Source organism: Curtobacterium sp. MCSS17_008 (genome assembly GCF_003234185.1).
In the GTDB taxonomy this organism is placed as follows: domain Bacteria; phylum Actinomycetota; class Actinomycetes; order Actinomycetales; family Microbacteriaceae; genus Curtobacterium.
Genome location: NZ_QKSM01000021.1, coordinates 1 through 15,383, shown reverse-complemented (window position 1 = coordinate 15,383; position 15,383 = coordinate 1). Strand labels below are relative to the sequence as shown.

17 protein-coding genes and 1 tRNA gene are annotated in these 15,383 nt (G+C 70.7%); 7 read left to right on the top strand and 11 right to left on the bottom strand.

What is annotated here, in order from left to right; translation table 11 throughout:
* Positions 1-42: 42 nt before the first annotated feature.
* Positions 43-234 (top strand): hypothetical protein, encoded by a 192-nt coding sequence (locus tag DEJ23_RS14565; RefSeq protein ID WP_111240954.1) that lies wholly within the window; start codon positions 43-45, stop codon positions 232-234.
* A 100-nt stretch (positions 235-334) separates the two neighbouring features.
* On the opposite strand, the gene DEJ23_RS14560 is transcribed toward DEJ23_RS14565, so the two are convergent.
* Positions 335-1,513, bottom strand: coding sequence for a mechanosensitive ion channel family protein (locus DEJ23_RS14560; RefSeq protein ID WP_111240953.1), 1,179 nt, complete (start codon positions 1,511-1,513; stop codon positions 335-337).
* A 116-nt stretch (positions 1,514-1,629) separates the two neighbouring features.
* Here DEJ23_RS14560 and DEJ23_RS14555 point away from each other — a divergent pair, with 116 nt between their 5' ends.
* Together DEJ23_RS14555 and DEJ23_RS14550 are read left to right on the top strand one after the other, a co-directional pair.
* Complete coding sequence (locus tag DEJ23_RS14555; protein ID WP_111240952.1) at positions 1,630-3,177, top strand: amino acid permease; 1,548 nt, start codon at positions 1,630-1,632, stop codon at positions 3,175-3,177.
* A gap of 47 nt (positions 3,178-3,224) precedes the next feature.
* The gene (locus tag DEJ23_RS14550; RefSeq protein WP_146240318.1) at positions 3,225-3,530 is read left to right on the top strand and encodes a hypothetical protein; all 306 of its coding nucleotides are present in this window, start codon (positions 3,225-3,227) and stop codon (positions 3,528-3,530) included.
* A gap of 12 nt (positions 3,531-3,542) precedes the next feature.
* Here the strand turns inward: DEJ23_RS14550 and DEJ23_RS14545 are convergent, their stop codons facing one another.
* From DEJ23_RS14545 to DEJ23_RS14530, 4 genes are all read right to left on the bottom strand, one after another.
* Entirely contained in the window at positions 3,543-3,755 is a 213-nt protein-coding gene (locus DEJ23_RS14545) for an SCO4848 family membrane protein (protein ID WP_111240950.1), read from the bottom strand.
* 200 nt (positions 3,756-3,955) lie between these two features.
* Complete coding sequence (locus DEJ23_RS14540; protein ID WP_111240949.1) at positions 3,956-4,906, bottom strand: hypothetical protein; 951 nt, start codon at positions 4,904-4,906, stop codon at positions 3,956-3,958.
* Positions 4,903-5,364: an ImmA/IrrE family metallo-endopeptidase gene (locus DEJ23_RS14535; RefSeq protein ID WP_111240948.1), complete on the bottom strand. Its 462-nt coding sequence runs from the start codon at positions 5,362-5,364 to the stop codon at positions 4,903-4,905. Before DEJ23_RS14535 ends, DEJ23_RS14540 begins: the two co-directional genes overlap by 4 nt.
* On the bottom strand, positions 5,361-5,801 hold the full coding sequence (locus DEJ23_RS14530; protein WP_111240947.1) for a hypothetical protein: 441 nt from the start codon (positions 5,799-5,801) through the stop codon (positions 5,361-5,363). Before DEJ23_RS14530 ends, DEJ23_RS14535 begins: the two co-directional genes overlap by 4 nt.
* Positions 5,802-5,884: 83 nt before the next feature.
* On the opposite strand from DEJ23_RS14530, the gene DEJ23_RS14525 reads away from it, so the two are divergent.
* Positions 5,885-6,535 carry a YigZ family protein gene (locus DEJ23_RS14525; protein WP_111240946.1) on the top strand — a complete coding sequence of 217 codons (651 nt, stop codon included), beginning with the start codon at positions 5,885-5,887 and terminating at the stop codon, positions 6,533-6,535.
* Between the two features lie 146 nt (positions 6,536-6,681).
* On the opposite strand, the gene DEJ23_RS14520 is transcribed toward DEJ23_RS14525, so the two are convergent.
* Positions 6,682-6,754 (bottom strand) — tRNA-Lys (locus tag DEJ23_RS14520).
* Between the two features lie 112 nt (positions 6,755-6,866).
* Between DEJ23_RS14520 and bcp the strand changes: the two genes are divergently transcribed.
* Complete coding sequence (bcp, locus tag DEJ23_RS14515; RefSeq protein ID WP_111240945.1) at positions 6,867-7,337, top strand: thioredoxin-dependent thiol peroxidase; 471 nt, start codon at positions 6,867-6,869, stop codon at positions 7,335-7,337.
* An 85-nt stretch (positions 7,338-7,422) separates the two neighbouring features.
* Here bcp and DEJ23_RS14510 read toward each other — a convergent pair whose 3' ends face one another.
* Complete coding sequence (locus tag DEJ23_RS14510) at positions 7,423-7,857, bottom strand: hypothetical protein (RefSeq protein ID WP_111240944.1); 435 nt, start codon at positions 7,855-7,857, stop codon at positions 7,423-7,425.
* A gap of 258 nt (positions 7,858-8,115) precedes the next feature.
* Here DEJ23_RS14510 and DEJ23_RS14505 point away from each other — a divergent pair, with 258 nt between their 5' ends.
* Positions 8,116-8,364, top strand: coding sequence for a WhiB family transcriptional regulator (locus DEJ23_RS14505; RefSeq protein ID WP_022904217.1), 249 nt, complete (start codon positions 8,116-8,118; stop codon positions 8,362-8,364).
* 223 nt (positions 8,365-8,587) lie between these two features.
* Here the strand turns inward: DEJ23_RS14505 and DEJ23_RS14500 are convergent, their stop codons facing one another.
* Positions 8,588-10,093, bottom strand: coding sequence for a sensor histidine kinase (locus DEJ23_RS14500; protein WP_111240943.1), 1,506 nt, complete (start codon positions 10,091-10,093; stop codon positions 8,588-8,590).
* Positions 10,094-10,202: 109 nt separating this feature from the next.
* Between DEJ23_RS14500 and DEJ23_RS14495 the strand changes: the two genes are divergently transcribed.
* The gene (locus DEJ23_RS14495; protein ID WP_146240317.1) at positions 10,203-10,685 is read left to right on the top strand and encodes an Rv3235 family protein; all 483 of its coding nucleotides are present in this window, start codon (positions 10,203-10,205) and stop codon (positions 10,683-10,685) included.
* Between the two features lie 79 nt (positions 10,686-10,764).
* Here the strand turns inward: DEJ23_RS14495 and secA are convergent, their stop codons facing one another.
* From secA to DEJ23_RS14480, 3 genes are all read right to left on the bottom strand, one after another.
* A complete protein-coding gene (secA, locus tag DEJ23_RS14490) occupies positions 10,765-13,548 on the bottom strand; it encodes a preprotein translocase subunit SecA (RefSeq protein WP_111240941.1) in 2,784 nt (927 codons plus the stop codon).
* A 148-nt stretch (positions 13,549-13,696) separates the two neighbouring features.
* Positions 13,697-14,401 carry a ribosome hibernation-promoting factor, HPF/YfiA family gene (hpf, locus tag DEJ23_RS14485; protein WP_111240940.1) on the bottom strand — a complete coding sequence of 235 codons (705 nt, stop codon included), beginning with the start codon at positions 14,399-14,401 and terminating at the stop codon, positions 13,697-13,699.
* Positions 14,402-14,574: 173 nt separating this feature from the next.
* Positions 14,575-15,383, bottom strand: an 809-nt coding sequence (locus DEJ23_RS14480; protein WP_220034240.1) for a ComF family protein, incomplete at its 5' end; no start/stop codon positions are given.

Here is a 15,383-nt window from a genome sequence, read left to right as displayed (position 1 = left end):
AGCGGCCGGTAGCGTGGCGGGGACGACCAGGAGGAGGAACCCGTGCGGAAGTTCATGTTCAGCGGTGCGGTGTGGAGTTCGATCATCAGCGGCTACAGCGTGGTCCAGACCACGCGGCAGGGCCCGCGCGACTGGCGCCTCGCGCTCACGTGGGTCGCGTGGCTCGCGACGACCATCGTCGCGCTCGGCACGGTCGTCGAGGACGACCGTGCGGTGAAGGCGCGCCAGCGCTAGGACGGACGTCGCGGTCACGGGGTGACCGACAGGCGGACGGGAGGCGCGGTACCGGCTGGTACCGCGCCTCCCGTCCGTCGTGCGGTGGCGTCGCGTTCCGTCAGCGCTCCGGCGGGACCTCGTCCGGCCGGATGCCGGACGTCTGGATCGGTCCGGTGAAGAGCGCGGTGCGCTCGTCACCCTCGCGGAAGAGCGCGGCGTCCTGCTCCTCCGTGCGCGGGCGGCGCTTGCCGACGCGTTCGTTGCCCTGCGTGACCTGGACGCGCTGACGGGGCAGGGCGTCCGGGTGCTCGCGCTGCACCCACTCCACCATCTCCTCGCGGACGTAGCAGCGCAGGTCGAACAGACCGCCGGCGTCCGGGGCGGACACGAGGATCCGCACGCGCACCAGCCCGCTCACCGCGTCGGTGACCTGGAGGACCTTCGTGCGTCCGTCCCAGATGGTCGACGTCGAGAGGATCCGGTCGAGCTCCTCGCGCATCTCGGTCGGGCTGATCCGCCAGTCGAGGTCGAACTCGACGGCACCGAGGAGTTCGCTGCCCGTGCGGGTCCAGTTCTCGAACGGCGTCGAGGTGAAGTACGTCGAGGGCAGCACGAAGCGCCGGTCGTCCCACAGGTGGACGACGACGTAGGTGAGGGTGATCTCCTCGATGCGCCCCCACTGCTGCTCGACCACGACGACGTCGTCGACGCGGATCGACCCGGAGAAGGCCAGCTGCATGCCGGCGAAGACGTTGCCGAGCGTCGACTGCGCCGCCAGGCCCGCGACGACCGAGATGAGCCCGGCGGACGCGAGCACGCTCGCACCGGCCGCCTCGACCCCGGGGAAGGTCAGGAGGATCGCGCCGACCGCGATGATGACGAGCACGGCGACCGTGAGCCGCCGGATGATGAGCACCTGCGTGCGGATCCGCCGGGCGACCCGGTTGTCGGGCACGTCGACGCGGTAGCGGTGCAGGCCGAGGTCCTCGAGGAAGATGGCGATCTGGCACGCGAGCCAGCAGCCCACGGCGATGGTGGCGATGAGGAAGGCGTGCGAGACCTCGTCGCGCCACGGGTACGCGTCACGGTCGCGCGGGATGCTCGACGTGAAGGCCGTCCACAGCAGTGCGATGAGCAGGAGCGCGCGGGCGGGGTGCTTGGTGCGGCGGGAGAGCACCGCGGCCCAGCGTTCCCTGCGGGCGATCGCCCGGAGGACCAGGTGCAGGACCAGCGCCGCGGCGGCCGTCACGAGCAGGGCGATCCCGATCGCGACGAGGAGTCGGAGGAGGGTGTCCATCCGTCCATGCTGTCGGACGGACCGTGCCGCGTGTTCAGCGTCGGCACACCCTGTGGCGTCGTTCAGGTCCGGGTCCCGTTCCACCCGCGAGCGTCAGCGCCTGTAGGTTGGCGCGCATGACAGCGCAGAACGACACGGGTGTGTCCCGCACGCCCGCGAACGACTTCTCGCACGAGCAGGAGGGCTACCAGCACGGTCTGAAGCCCCGGCAACTGCAGATGATCGCGATCGGCGGAGCCATCGGCACCGGACTCTTCCTCGGCGCGGGCGGACGCCTGCACACGGCCGGTCCGGCCCTGGCGATCACCTACCTGGTCGCCGGCGTCTTCGCCTTCTTCATCCTGCGGGCGCTCGGTGAGCTCGTGCTGCACCGTCCCTCGTCCGGGTCGTTCATCTCCTACGCCCGCGAGTTCTACGGCGAGAAGTTCGCCTACGCCGCGGGGTGGATGTACTTCCTCAACTGGGCGATGACGTCGATCGTCGACACCACGGCGGTCGCGCTCTACCTGCAGTACTGGAAGGCGTTCACCGCGGCACCGCAGTGGTTGCTCGCACTCATCGCCCTCGTCGTCGTGCTCGCAGCCAACATGGTGGCGGTCAAGGTCTTCGGCGAGCTCGAGTTCTGGTTCGCGCTCATCAAGGTCGCCGCACTCGTGGCGTTCCTCGTGATCGCGATCGTCTGGCTCGTCTTCGCCTTCCCGGTCGAGGCCGGTGGCGAGGCCGTGCGGACCGGGTTCTCGATCTGGGGTGACAACGGCGGCGTGTTCCCGAACGGGCTGCTGCCCGCCGTGCTCGTGATCCAGGGCGTCGTCTTCGCGTACGCCGCCATCGAGCTCGTCGGCACCGCGTCGGGCGAGACCCAGGACACCGAGAAGGTCATCCCCCGCGCCATCAACTCCGTCGTCTTCCGCATCGCGGTCTTCTACGTCGGGTCGGTCGTCCTGCTCTCCCTGCTCCTGCCGTACACCTCGTACAAGGAGGGCGAGAGCCCCTTCGTGACGTTCTTCTCGTCGCTCGGCAACCCGCAGGTCGGGGTGGTCGCCGGGTCGATCATGAACTTCGTCGTGCTCACCGCGGCGCTCTCGTCGCTCAACGCCGGCCTGTACTCCACCGGCCGTGCGCTGCACTCGATGGGCATGAACGGTTCCGCGCCGAAGTGGACCACCAAGATGTCGAAGGGCGGCGTGCCGTACGCCGGCATCCTCCTCACCGCGGCCTTCACCGTCGCGGGCGTCGCGCTGAACTACTTCGTGCCGGCGCAGGCGTTCGAGATCGCACTGAACGTCGCGAGCCTCGGCATCATCACCGCCTGGGGCACGATCATCCTCTGCCAGATGAAGCTGCGGCAGTGGGCGAAGCAGGGGCTCGCGAAGGAGCCGTCGTTCAAGCTCCCCGGCGCTCCGGTGACCTCGTGGCTGACACTCGCGTTCCTCGCCTCGGTGATCGTGCTCATGGCGATCGACTACCCGGTCGGGACGTACACGATCGCGTCGCTCGTGATCGTCATCCCGCTGCTCGTCGTCGGCTGGTTCCTGCAGCGCGACCGGATCCTCCGCATCGCGGCGCTCCGCGAGGGCGTCACCGGTCCGTTCCCGATCGGGGTGCGCGGACCCGCCAACCAGGTCCGCCGTGACGGGACGGACGGCCCGGACGACCGCGGCTGACCACACGCCGGACGAGACGGGTCCGGCACGTGCCGTACGATCGGCGCGTGCCGGACCCTTCTGTCTCCCCCACGCTCGACCTGCAGCTGACCTGGCGCGGGACCTACGGCCGGCTCCGGGTCCACGACCACACGGTGCGCGCGGAGACCAGCTTCGAGCGCGACGGCCTGACCGAGGTGCCGGTGGACCGGGCACGGGGGTGGCGCATCGAACCGTGCGACTTCGATGCGGTGTGCGTGGAGTTCGTCTGCGAGGACGAGACGTTCCGGGTCCTGCTCGACACCCGCGACGAGCAGGTCACGCGGCTCGCGCTCGAACGGGCGCTGGGCGCGCCACTGCCGCCCGCGTCCTGAGGCGGTCCGCGCTCAGACGAGCAGCAGGATCCCGGCGACCACGGCGGCGAGGGCGATCGCCATGGCGATGAGCACCAGCACGAGGTGCACGGTGTAGAACGTCGTCGGCTTCCCCCCGGCGTCGCGCGCCCGGGGGTCATTCGCGACCCGCTGGAAGAAGCGCGGCCAGGTCACGACGTTGAACACGGCGGCGACGAACAGGACGATGGCGGCGAAGACGGTCACGGGACGAGTCTAGACAGCACCGCAGCGCCGGCGGGGGTCCGGGGGTGCTCGGCCGCCCCCAACGCGGCCGAGACCTCCCCGGCGTGCCCGACGACGGCGGACGCCTCGTGTAGCACGTGCTACAGAGCCTACACGGCTCACGGGCGGAAGGTCGAGCACTGCTCGGGAACGTGCCCGACCACGTGCAGGACGACCGCGGATCAGGCGGTGTCGGCGGCGTCGCGGAGCGCCGACTCGAGCGCCTCCTCCGCCGCGGCGAGCACCGCGCGCTCGTCGGCGTCGAGGGGCCGTCGTGAGCGCCGGGCACCGTCGTTGATCTCGACGATGGTGCGGCTGAGGCGTGTCGCGGGGTCGCCCGATGCCGGGTAGGCGTTGTCCGTCCCGATGCGCTCGTGCAGCGGCGCCAGGGCCGCCAGGGCGTCGTCCAGCCCACGCGCACGACGTCGCCGTGCGACCTTGTGGCCGATCACGAGCAGCAGCATGCCCGAGGCCATGCAGAGCACCGCTCCGGGCGTCATCACGTCGTACGGCAGCGACAGCGCACGGGTGACGTCGAGGCGTCCGGCCACGTGCGCGACGTCCATCACCACGACGACGACCATGCGGACGACGCCGAGGACGCCCCCGAGCACGATCACCCACAGCCCGACCAGGTCGGTCGTCGTCCGCGCCTCCCGCAGTCGCATCAGGCAGATGACGCCCGTCGCGGCGACGGCGGCGCCGAGGTACACGGTCTGTGCGATCGCGTACACGGCCGCGGCCGACTGGTGCCCTGCGACGAGCAGGAACGTCGTGGTGGTCGCGGGCTTGTCGAGCACCGCGAAGGCCGTGACGACCACCACCACCACGACCGCGAACACCACGACGATCGCGGTGCGGAGCCACGGCTGTGCGGCTCCGACGGCCTTGGCGACCCCCCACAGGAGCGTGCTCGTCCCCGCGACCATGAGGCAGTCGCTCACGAGCGTCACGACGTTGCGCCCGCCGAGCAGCGGATCGAGCCAGCGGTACAACGGGTCGACGTTCGCGACGATCGTCGCCGTGAACAGCAGGAACGTCACCGCCAGTGTGCGGTCCTGCCCACGCTGGAGCCGGAACAGCACGACCGTCCCGACGACGAGGACCACCGCCATCGCGACGGACACGATCACCCGAAGACCCCGCGGAAGAGGCTCGGGCGACCACGGTTCGACCGGATCAGGGCGGCCAACCGGTCGGCGAACAGCTCGGCCTCGTGCTCGTAGGCGTTCGAGAACAGCCCGCGGGCCAGTGCGCGCTCGACCTTGTACTCGGGCACGTCCGGGATCACGTCGCGGACGTACGCCGACTGGGCCGCCTGCTCGTGGTGCCCGTGCAGCACGTGACCGAGCTCGTGGCCGATCACGAACGACCGGAACGTCTCGGACGTCGTCGGCGAGATCATCACCAGGTGCTGGTGCTCGAGCGTCGCCACGAAGCCGCACACCGGTTCGGTGCTGAGGAACGACTCCTCCCGCACCACGACGGGCTTGCCGACGTGGTCGGAGGCCGCCGCCACGGCCTGGTCGATGTCGGACCACCCCTCGGCCACCCCACGGGCCCAGAAGGCCTCGACCGACGCCCCCGTCACGCCGCACCCCCTCGCGCCGACTCCTCCTCGAGCACCTGGGCGATGCGCCGCAGGGCCTCCGGTGACAGCTCGCCGGGGAAGGTGCGGGCCGCGAAGCCACTCACCCGGGCCGACCGCAGCGCACGCACGAGCTCGATCTGCGCCCCGATGCGCTCGGGCACGGCGCTGTCCTCGAGCAGGAAGCGCTCGTCGACCTCGAAGAACCCCGCGAGCAGGCTCAGGAGCCCGCTGTCGCGGTTCCGCCGGCCGTCGCCGGACAGCATGTAGGTCCACTTCGCCCGTGAGAGCGACCCGCCCTGCGCCGCGACGTACTCCTCGATCGCCGCGAAGGGCACGGGAGCGCCGCGCTGCGACTCCTCGAAGTCGAGCAGCAGGTTGAGTCGGCGCGCGAGCTCGGCGGCGTCGAGCGCGCCGCCCTTGGCATCCACGGTCGTCATGTCGATCGGACTCCTCCCCAGTCGCCGGCGGTGCTCGTCATGGTAGCGCCGGCCGCCGACGGACGGCGGATACCCTCGACCGCGTGACCCGCACCTTCCCGTCGACCGTCGCCGGCCCCGTCCAGCACGAGATCGTGATCACGCGGTCGCGGTTCATCACGACGGTCGCCCCGGTGACCGGCGTCGAGGACGCGGAGCGGGTCATCACGGAGGTCCGACGGCGGCACTGGGACGCCAGGCACAACTGCAGTGCGATGGTCACCAACGTCCTGGGCGACCAGGCCCGGTCGTCGGACGACGGCGAACCGTCGGGCACCGCCGGCGTGCCGATGCTCGAGGTGCTGCGTCGCCGCGACCTCACCGACGTCGTCGCCGTCGTCACGCGCTACTTCGGCGGCGTGAAGCTCGGCGCCGGCGGGCTGGTCCGCGCGTACTCGACCTCGGTGTCGGCGGCCCTCGACCGGGCCGCGACGGTGCGTCGGGTCGAGCTCACCCGCGTCGATGTCAGCGCGCCGCACGCCGACGCCGGCCGCATCGACAACGTGCTCCGGCAGTGGGTGCTGCAGCACGGGGCGACGTTCGACGAGCCCACCTACGGTGTCGCGGTCGGGTTCACACTGTGGGTGCCGGCGACCGCGCTCGGGGCGCTGCGCGCCGACCTCGCCGCAGCGTCAGCCGGAGCGCTCGAACCGGTCGTCGGCGCGCCACGTGTCGTCGACGTGCCGACGACCTGACGGACCCCGACGAGGGACCGACGACCGCGTCGGAGATCCGCACGACGGATCCGCGACCCGGACGCATCCCGCGCGTGTCGCCCGGTACCGGTCGTCGCGGCACACGAAGAAGGCCCGGTCGGAGTGATCCGACCGGGCCTTGGAGGTGCGCCCCCTCGGACTTGAACCGAGAACCCACTGATTAAGAGTCAGTTGCTCTGCCAATTGAGCTAGAGGCGCATGGTGTTCAGTTGTCTGTCGCTCTCGCACTTCCGTGCTGCAACGGGAAACAACAATAGCATGGGTTCCGCGTGCTCATGACCACTCGGGCACAGGAACCTCAAGGAGCCCCATGACGGACCGTCTCGCCGCCGGCGACACCGCCCCCGACTTCACCCTCCCGGACCAGGACGGCGTGCAGCACAGCCTCGCCGACCTGCGCGGGCGGAAGGTCATCGTGTACTTCTACCCGGCGGCCTCCACCCCGGGCTGCACCACCGAGGCGTGCGACTTCCGCGACAACATGTCGTCGCTGCAGGCGGCCGGCTACGAGGTGCTCGGCGTCTCGAAGGACGAGCAGGCGAAGCTCAAGACCTTCCAGCACGAGCAGGCACTCACCTTCCCGCTGCTGAGCGACCCGGACCTCGCGGTGCACCGGGCGTACGGCGCGTGGGGCGAGAAGAACAACTACGGGAAGATCGTGACCGGCACGATCCGCTCGACGATCGTCGTCGACGAGGAGGGCCGCGTGCAGCTGCCGCTCTACAACGTCAAGGCGACCGGCCACGTCGCCAGCCTGCGGAAGAAGCTCGGCCTGGTCTGAGCGCCGACCGCGACGAGCGCGGCCCCCGGACGGACGGGAGGCGCGGTGCCGACCGGCACCGCGCCTCCCGTCCGTCCCGGGGTCGTCAGCCCTCGTCGCGCGCGTCCCGTGGGACGAGCCAACCGGTCACCGCGCGCGACAGCACCAGCGTGAGCCCCAGCAGCGCCGGGACGAGGAGCACCCACCCGACCCACGCGACGCGGAAGACGCCCTGGAAGGCACCGATCGCGAGCGCCCCCTGCAGGACCTGCCAGACGATGATCCCCGAGCGCACCCAGGGGCGACGCCTGCTGAGCCCGACCACGAGCGAGACCAGCCACAGGGCGGCGATCGCGCTGAGCAGGGTGAGCGCGATCGCGGAGGCGATGCTCGACGAGGGCGCGACGATCGACTCGACGAGCAGGACGACGGTCACGACGACGAGCGCGAGGGCCTCGAGCCCGACGACGACGAGCAGGGCGAGGACGGCCGGTGCGCGTCCCGCGGTGGGCTCCGGACCGGTCGGGGTGGTGTCGGGCACAGCAAGCCTCCAGCATCGGGACCCTTGATTTGGCCCTACCAGTATGGAACGATATTCGAGGTCGTTTGGACGGCACGATGTGGTGTGCGTCTCCCGCGGTTCGACGCTTCTCCCCCGAGCGTTCAGCGGGCGTCAGACTCGCTCCCAGCGGAAGCCTCCCCCACAGGTTCCCCTCGTGCCCTGTGCATGCCAGCGTTCCGATCCCCGAGCCGCGGCCCCGGCCTGCCGTTCGAGCATCGACATCAAGGAGCACCACACATGGACTGGCGTGACCAGGCAGCCTGCCTCACCGCGGACCCCGAGCTCTTCTTCCCCGTTGGGAACACCGGACCCGCCGTCGACCAGATCGAGAAGGCCAAGTCGGTGTGCGCGCGTTGCACCGTCACCGAGATGTGCCTGCAGTACGCGCTCGAGAACAACCAGGACTCCGGCGTCTGGGGCGGTCTCAGCGAGGACGAGCGTCGTGCGCTGAAGCGTCGCGCCGCCCGCGCCCGCCGCGCCTCCTGACGCAGCGCGCCTGACACGACGACGCCCGTCGCTCCCCCCGGGAGCGACGGGCGTCGTCGTGTGCGGTCCACCAGCGCCGGGTGCCGCCCGCGCGGTCCACCAGCGCCGGGTGCCGCCCGCGCGGTCCGCCAGCACCGCGTGCCGCCCGCAAGACACCGGTGTTCGTGGGACGAACACCCATTTTCCGGTGTTCGGACGACGAACACGGGTGTTCTGCGCCCGACTACGCCGCGCCGGCCGCCGTCAGCCAGCGGAACGGGATCGTGATGGTGACCTCGGTGCCGCTGCCGGTGAGCGTGTGCCAGTCGATGGTGCCGCCGAGCTCACCCTGGATGAGCGTTCGGACGATCTGGGTGCCGAGACCCGAGCCGACCTTGCCCTCCGGCAGGCCGACGCCGTTGTCACGCACCTGGATGTCGAGGTGGTCGTCGGAACGGTCCGCGACGATCTCGACCTCGCCGTCGCGCCCGTCGAGCCCGTGCTCGACGGCGTTCGTCACGAGCTCGGTGAGCCCGAGCGCCAGCGGGGTCGCGGCCTCGGACGGCAGGACGCCGAACTCGCCGGTCTTCTTCGGGCGCACCGTGGTGTTGTGCGACGCGGCGACCTCGGTGACGAGCTTCAGCACGGAGTCGAAGACCTCGTCGAAGTCGACGTTCTGACTGAGCCCCGTCGACAGGGTGTCGTGCACGACGGCGATCGCGGCGACGCGGCGCATGGCGTTCTGCAACGAGGTCCGGGCCTCGTCCGAGTGGGTCCGGCGCGCCTGGATGCGCAGCAGGGAGGCCACCGTCTGCAGGTTGTTCTTCACGCGGTGGTGGATCTCGCGGATCGTCGCGTCCTTGGTGATGAGCTCGCGCTCCTGGTGCCGGAGCTCGGTGACGTCCCGGCACAGCACGATCGCCCCGATGCGCTCTCCGTGGTCGCGCAGCGGGATCGAGCGGAGGGAGACCGTGACGCCCTTCGCCTCGACGTCGGCGCGCCAGGGGGCACGCCCCGTGACGACGAGCGGCAGGGACTCGTCGACGTCGAGCTTCGCGCCGATGAGCTCGGTGGTCACCTCGGCGAGGGACTTCCGCTCCAGCTCCCCCTCGAACCCCATCCGGTTGAACGCGCTCAGACCGTTCGGGCTGGCGAACGTCACAGTGCCGTTGGTGTCGAGGCGGAGCAGGCCGTCGCTCGCACGGGGAGCACCGCGGCGGGGCCCTGCCGGCGCACCGAGGTCCGGGAAGTCACCCGTGGCGATCATGCCGAACAGGTCGTTCGCGCTCGCGGTGAAGTTGAGCTCCTGGCGGCTCGGGGTCCGCATCTCGTCCTGGTTGGAGTGCCGGGTGACGACGGCGATCGGACGGTCGGTGGTCTCGGTGCTGTTCGTGTTCAGGCGGCGGAGGACCGGGATCGCGCGGACGCGGGTCGGGGTGTCCTCGTACCAGTCCGGTTCGGCGGAGTCGACGACCGTGGCACTCGCGAAGCACTGGGTGACCTGGTCACGCCACTCCTCGCGGATCTCCTGCCCGACGATGTCGCGGTAGAACAGCGTCGCAGCCGAGCTCGGCCGTGCGTGGGCGACCGCGACGAACGAGCCGTCCTCGGCCGTCGGCACCCAGAGCACCATGTCGGCGAAGGACAGGTCGGCGAGGAGCTGCCAGTCCCCCACGAGCAGGTGGAGCCACTCCACGTCCGCTTCGGAGGATCGGCCTTGTGCGAGGACGAGGTCACTGAGGGTCGACACCCGGCCAGTCTAGGTGCGCCCCTCTGTGGACAACGCCGCTCGTCCACAGCACTCGGTCAAGAACATTTCAGATGTTCCATTCGTCCGCACGCTCGTGGGCGGAGGGGACATGGCGGCAGGAGAAGCACGTCCGATCGGGGACGACGGCGAGACGGAGCGGGCGCCTCGGGGGCTCGTACCGGTGCCGGACACGGCGGCGACGGCCTACGAGGTCGCCGCGCCGACGAGACCGCACCCGTCGGACGACGACGGTCAGCCGGACGTCGCCACGATCGCACGGGCCCTCGGCCTGTGCGTGGTCGAGGTGCTCACCGGCGGGCGCGAGGTCGACAGCATCGCGCGCTGGATCACCGAGGACGTGCAACGGCACCTGCTGCAGCGTGCCGCCCTCGCCGCCCGCGCCCGGGCACTCGGCGAGCGATCTCGCGCGCGGCCGCTGCTGCAGGTCGGCAGCGTGCAGGTGTGCGAACCCGCGCCCGGCGTGGCCGAGGCCGCGGTGATCGTGCACACCCGCAGTCACGCGCGGGCGGTCGCCCTGCGGCTGGAGCTCCGGCAGGGCCGGTGGCGGGCCACCGCCGTGGGGGTGCTCTGACTACGTCGACGGACAGGAGGCGCGGGGCTCACCGGCCCCGCGCCTCCTGTCCGTCGATCACCGCGTCCTGCGGTGCGTGTCAGCCCTTCTTGGCAGCCTGACGTCGCTCCGCACGGTTGCCAGCAGCGGCCTGCCCGGAAGCGGTGGCGGCGCTGCCGAACGCGGAGCCCTGCTCCGGACCGGCGGCCTCGGCCTCGGCCTCTGCCTGGGCGCGCTGCGCGCGTGCCGTCGCTGCCTGCTCGAGACGACCGCGCTCGTCACGGACCTCGACCTCGCCGTCGATGGACGGCGCCGAGTACTCGAGCCCGGTGGCCTCGCTCTCGCCGAGGCCCTTCGCCTCGATCACCGCGTTGTCGCCGTCCGACTGAACCTGGACCTCGAGGTTGAACAGGTAGCCGACCGACTCCTCGCGGATCTGGCCCATCATGCTCTGGAACAGCGCGTAGCCCTCGCGCTGGTACTCGACCAGCGGGTCGCGCTGCGCCATCGCACGGAGGCCGATGCCGTCCTTGAGGTAGTCCATCTCGTACAGGTGGTCGCGCCAGCGGCGATCGATCACCGAGAGGACGACACGGCGTTCGAGCTCGCGCATCGCCTCCTCGCCGAGCAGTTCCTCGCGCTGCTGGTACGCGAGCTTGGCGTCGGACAGGATCTCCCGTCCCAGGAACTCCCGGGTCGCCTTGCCCTTCGAGCCGGCCTCGGTGATGACCTCGTCGATCGAGATCGAGATCGGGTAGAGCGTCCCGAGCTCGGTCCACATCGCGTCGAGGTCCCAGTCGTCCGGAGAGCCCTCGCCGGTGTGGGTGTCGATGACGTCGTCGATCACGGCCTTGAGGAACGACTGCGCGCGGTCGTGGATGTCGTCGCCCTCGAGGATGTGGCGACGGTCGCTGTAGATCGCCTCGCGCTGGCGGTTCAGGACGTCGTCGTACTTCAGGACGTTCTTGCGGATCTCGGCGTTGCGGCTCTCGACCTGTGCCTGGGCGGACCGGATCGCGCGGCTCACGAGCTTGTTCTCGATGGCCATGTCGTCCGGGACGTTCGAGCGCCCCATGAGGCTCTCGGCGGCGCCGGAGTTGAACAGACGCATGAGGTCGTCGGTGAGCGACAGGTAGAAGCGGCTCTCGCCCGGGTCGCCCTGACGGCCGGAACGACCGCGCAGCTGGTTGTCGATGCGGCGCGACTCGTGGCGCTCGGTGCCGAGGACGTAGAGACCGCCGGCATCGCGGACCTTGTCGCCCTCTTCCTCGACGGTCTTCTTGACCTCGGCGAAGACGTCGTCCCAGGCAGCCTCGTACTCCTCCGGCGTCTCCGTCGGCGACAGGCCCTTCGCGTGCATCTCCTGCACCGCGAGGAACTCGGAGTTGCCGCCGAGCATGATGTCGGTGCCGCGGCCGGCCATGTTCGTGGCCACCGTGACGGCACCGAGCCGGCCCGCCTGCGCGACGATCGCGGCCTCACGCGCGTGGTTCTTCGCGTTGAGGACCTCGTGCTTCACGCCCTTCTTGGCGAGGAGCTTCGACAGGTACTCCGACTTCTCGACGCTGGTGGTGCCGACGAGGACCGGCTGGCCCTTCTCGTGGCGCTCGGCGATGTCGACGGCGACCTGCTCGAACTTCGCCTTCTCGTTCTTGTAGACGAGGTCGGTCTGGTCGATGCGCTGCATCGGCTTGTTCGTCGGGATCGGGACGACACCGAGCTTGTACGTCGACATGAACTCGGCCGCCTCGGTCTCGGCGGTACCGGTCATGCCGGAGAGCTTCTGGTACAGGCGGAAGTAGTTCTGCAGCGTGACGGTGGCGAGGGTCTGGTTCTCGGCCTTGACCTCGACACCCTCCTTCGCCTCGATGGCCTGGTGGATGCCCTCGTTGTACCGGCGCCCCATCAGGATGCGGCCGGTGTGCTCGTCGACGATGAGCACCTCGCCGTTCATGACGACGTAGTCCTTGTCCTTCTTGAACAGGGCGACGGCCTTGATCGAGTTGTTGAGGAAGGAGATGAGCGGGGTGTTCGCCGACTCGTACAGGTTGTCGATGCCGAGGTAGTCCTCGACCTTCTCGATGCCGGGCTCGAGCACGCCGACGGTGCGCTTCTTCTCGTCGACCTCGTAGTCCTCGCCCGGGACGAGGCGCGTGGCGATCGACGCGAACTCGGTGAACCAGCGGTTCGCCTCGCCCGACGAGGGACCGGAGATGATGAGCGGCGTGCGTGCCTCGTCGATGAGGATCGAGTCGACCTCGTCCACGATCGCGAAGAAGTGCCCGCGCTGCACCATGTCCGAGGCCTGCCACGCCATGTTGTCGCGCAGGTAGTCGAAGCCGAACTCGTTGTTCGTGCCGTAGGTGATGTCGGCGGCGTACTGCTCGCGACGCTCGGCCGGGGACTGGTTCGCGATGATGCAACCGGTCGTCATGCCGAGGGCACGGAAGACGCGGCCCATGATCTCGGACTGGTACGAGGCGAGGAAGTCGTTGACGGTGATGACGTGCACGCCACGGGACGGGATCGCGTTGAGGTACGCGGCGGTCGTCGCGACGAGGGTCTTGCCCTCACCGGTCTTCATCTCGGCGATGTTGCCGAGGTGGAGGGCCGCGCCACCCATGAGCTGGACGTCGAAGTGTCGCATGCCGAGTGTGCGCTTCGCGGCCTCGCGCACGGCGGCGAACGCCTCGGGCAGGAGGTCGTCGAGGGTCTCGCCGTTGGCGTACCGCTCGCGGAGCTCCTTCGTCTCGTCCTGGAGCTCCTCGTCCGTGAGGCTCGCGAAGTCGTCCTCGAGGTCGTTGATGGCCGAGGCGTACGCCTTCAGCCGACGGAGGGTGCGCCCTTCGCCGATGCGGAGGACCTTCTCCAGCACGTTTGCCACGTGAGCTCCTTACGGGGTCGTCGCGCGCGACCTGCGCGATCCGAACAGCCAGTCATGCTAGCAACCCGGCGGAACCTCCCGCTGGGAGAGGAGCGGGTGCGCGCGGCCCCGTGAGGACCGCGCGCACCCGCTCCTGGGGTGCCCCTGACTAGGCGACGGCGGCGGACCGGGACGCAGCGGCATCCTCCGTCGGCGCTGCCCCCGACCCGGCGTCCTCGATGCCGATCACGCCGTAGTCCCACCCCTTGCGGCGGTACACGACGCTCGGACGTCGGGTCTCCGCGTCGACGAAGAGGTAGAAGTCGTGGCCGACGAGCTCCATGCGGTAGAGCGCGTCGTCGACGGTCATCGGCGCCTCGTTGAAGACCTTGTGGCGGATCACCACGGGCGAGTAGACCTCGGTGTCGTCCTCGTGCTGCTCCTCGACGACCGGGACCGCCCCGGTCGCGACGGTCTCGATCAGGCGTCCGTCGGCCGGCGTGACGTCCATGTGCTCGAAGCCGGTGCCGGCCGCCTCGGCGACGGAGGTCGGGCGGTGGCGGCCCCGGTGCACCTTGCGCCGGTCGCGTGCGCGACGCAGGCGCTCGGTGATGCGTGCGAAGGCGAGGTCGAAGGCCGCGTACTTGTCCGACGCCGCCGACTCGGCCCGCACGAGGGGCCCGGGGCCGATCAGGGTGAGCTCGACGCGGTCCTCGCCCTGGGCGCCGCCGGACTTCTCGTTGTGGCGGCTGAGGCGCACCTCGAAGGCGAGGGCGCGGTCGGCGAGCACGTCGATCTTCTCGGACTTCTGTTCGACGTAGGTGCGGAATCGATCGGTGACCCCGACGTTCCGGCCCGTGATCGTCACGTCCATGTGGCGGCTCCCATCCGTACTTCGGCGCGTCGCCTCCATCCGGCGATCCCGAACGCCTTGCCGCGAGGCTAGACCCCCTGCCCCGACAGCGTCACCACGCACCGGCGGGTCGTGACCGACACCCACCGGACACACAGCCGTCCTCGGCCGTCCACCGTTCCGCCGCCCGGGGTTCACTCCTCGACCTCGGCGAGCGCGACGCACCGCACGACCCGTCCGCCGGCCGCGCGGACGGCTCGGACCGCCTCGGCCATGGTGACGCCGGTGGTCACGACGTCGTCGACGACCACCACGTCGCGCCCCGCGACGCCGGAGGCACGGAGGGTGCCGACGGTCGCCTCGACGCGTTCCAGCGCGGTGCGCTCCTTCTGGCCGTGCGCACCGGACGCCGCGGTCAGGGCGGTCGGCGCGGCCGCGTCCGGCGTCCGGGCCACGGCGGCCCCGTCCGTCCGGACCGGACGCGTCCCGGCCGGCCGCGCCCGGCGGAGGGTGCGGCTGCGCGCGACGCGTCGTCGCCCGACCGCGCGGGACCGGCGCAGCAGGAGGACCACCGGGTCGAACCCGCGGCGCCGCGCGCCGGTCCGGGACGGCGGGACCCGCACGAGCAGCGCGCCCGGGGCGTCGTCCAGTGCACGACGGACGAGCACCCCGAACCGCTCGGCGAGCGCCGGTGCGAGGTCGGTGCGGTTCCGCAGCTTGAGTTCGAGGACGAGGACGCGCACCAGGCCCTCGTAGGCGAACGCGGCGTCGAGCCGGACGCCGGCGACCAGCCGTCGACACCGTGGCGTGGCCTCCAGGTCCGTTCGGCATGCGGCGCAGACGGCGCGGTCGGGTCGACCGCAGCCGACGCAGGCCACGGGCAGCAGGAGCCCGAGCACGGCGAGGAACGCGCCCCGCCAGGCGCCGCCCGGGCGCTTCGACCTTGCACCCGTGGCGGTGGCGGTGGCGGGGCGCGTTCCTCGCCGTGCTCGGGCTCCTGCTG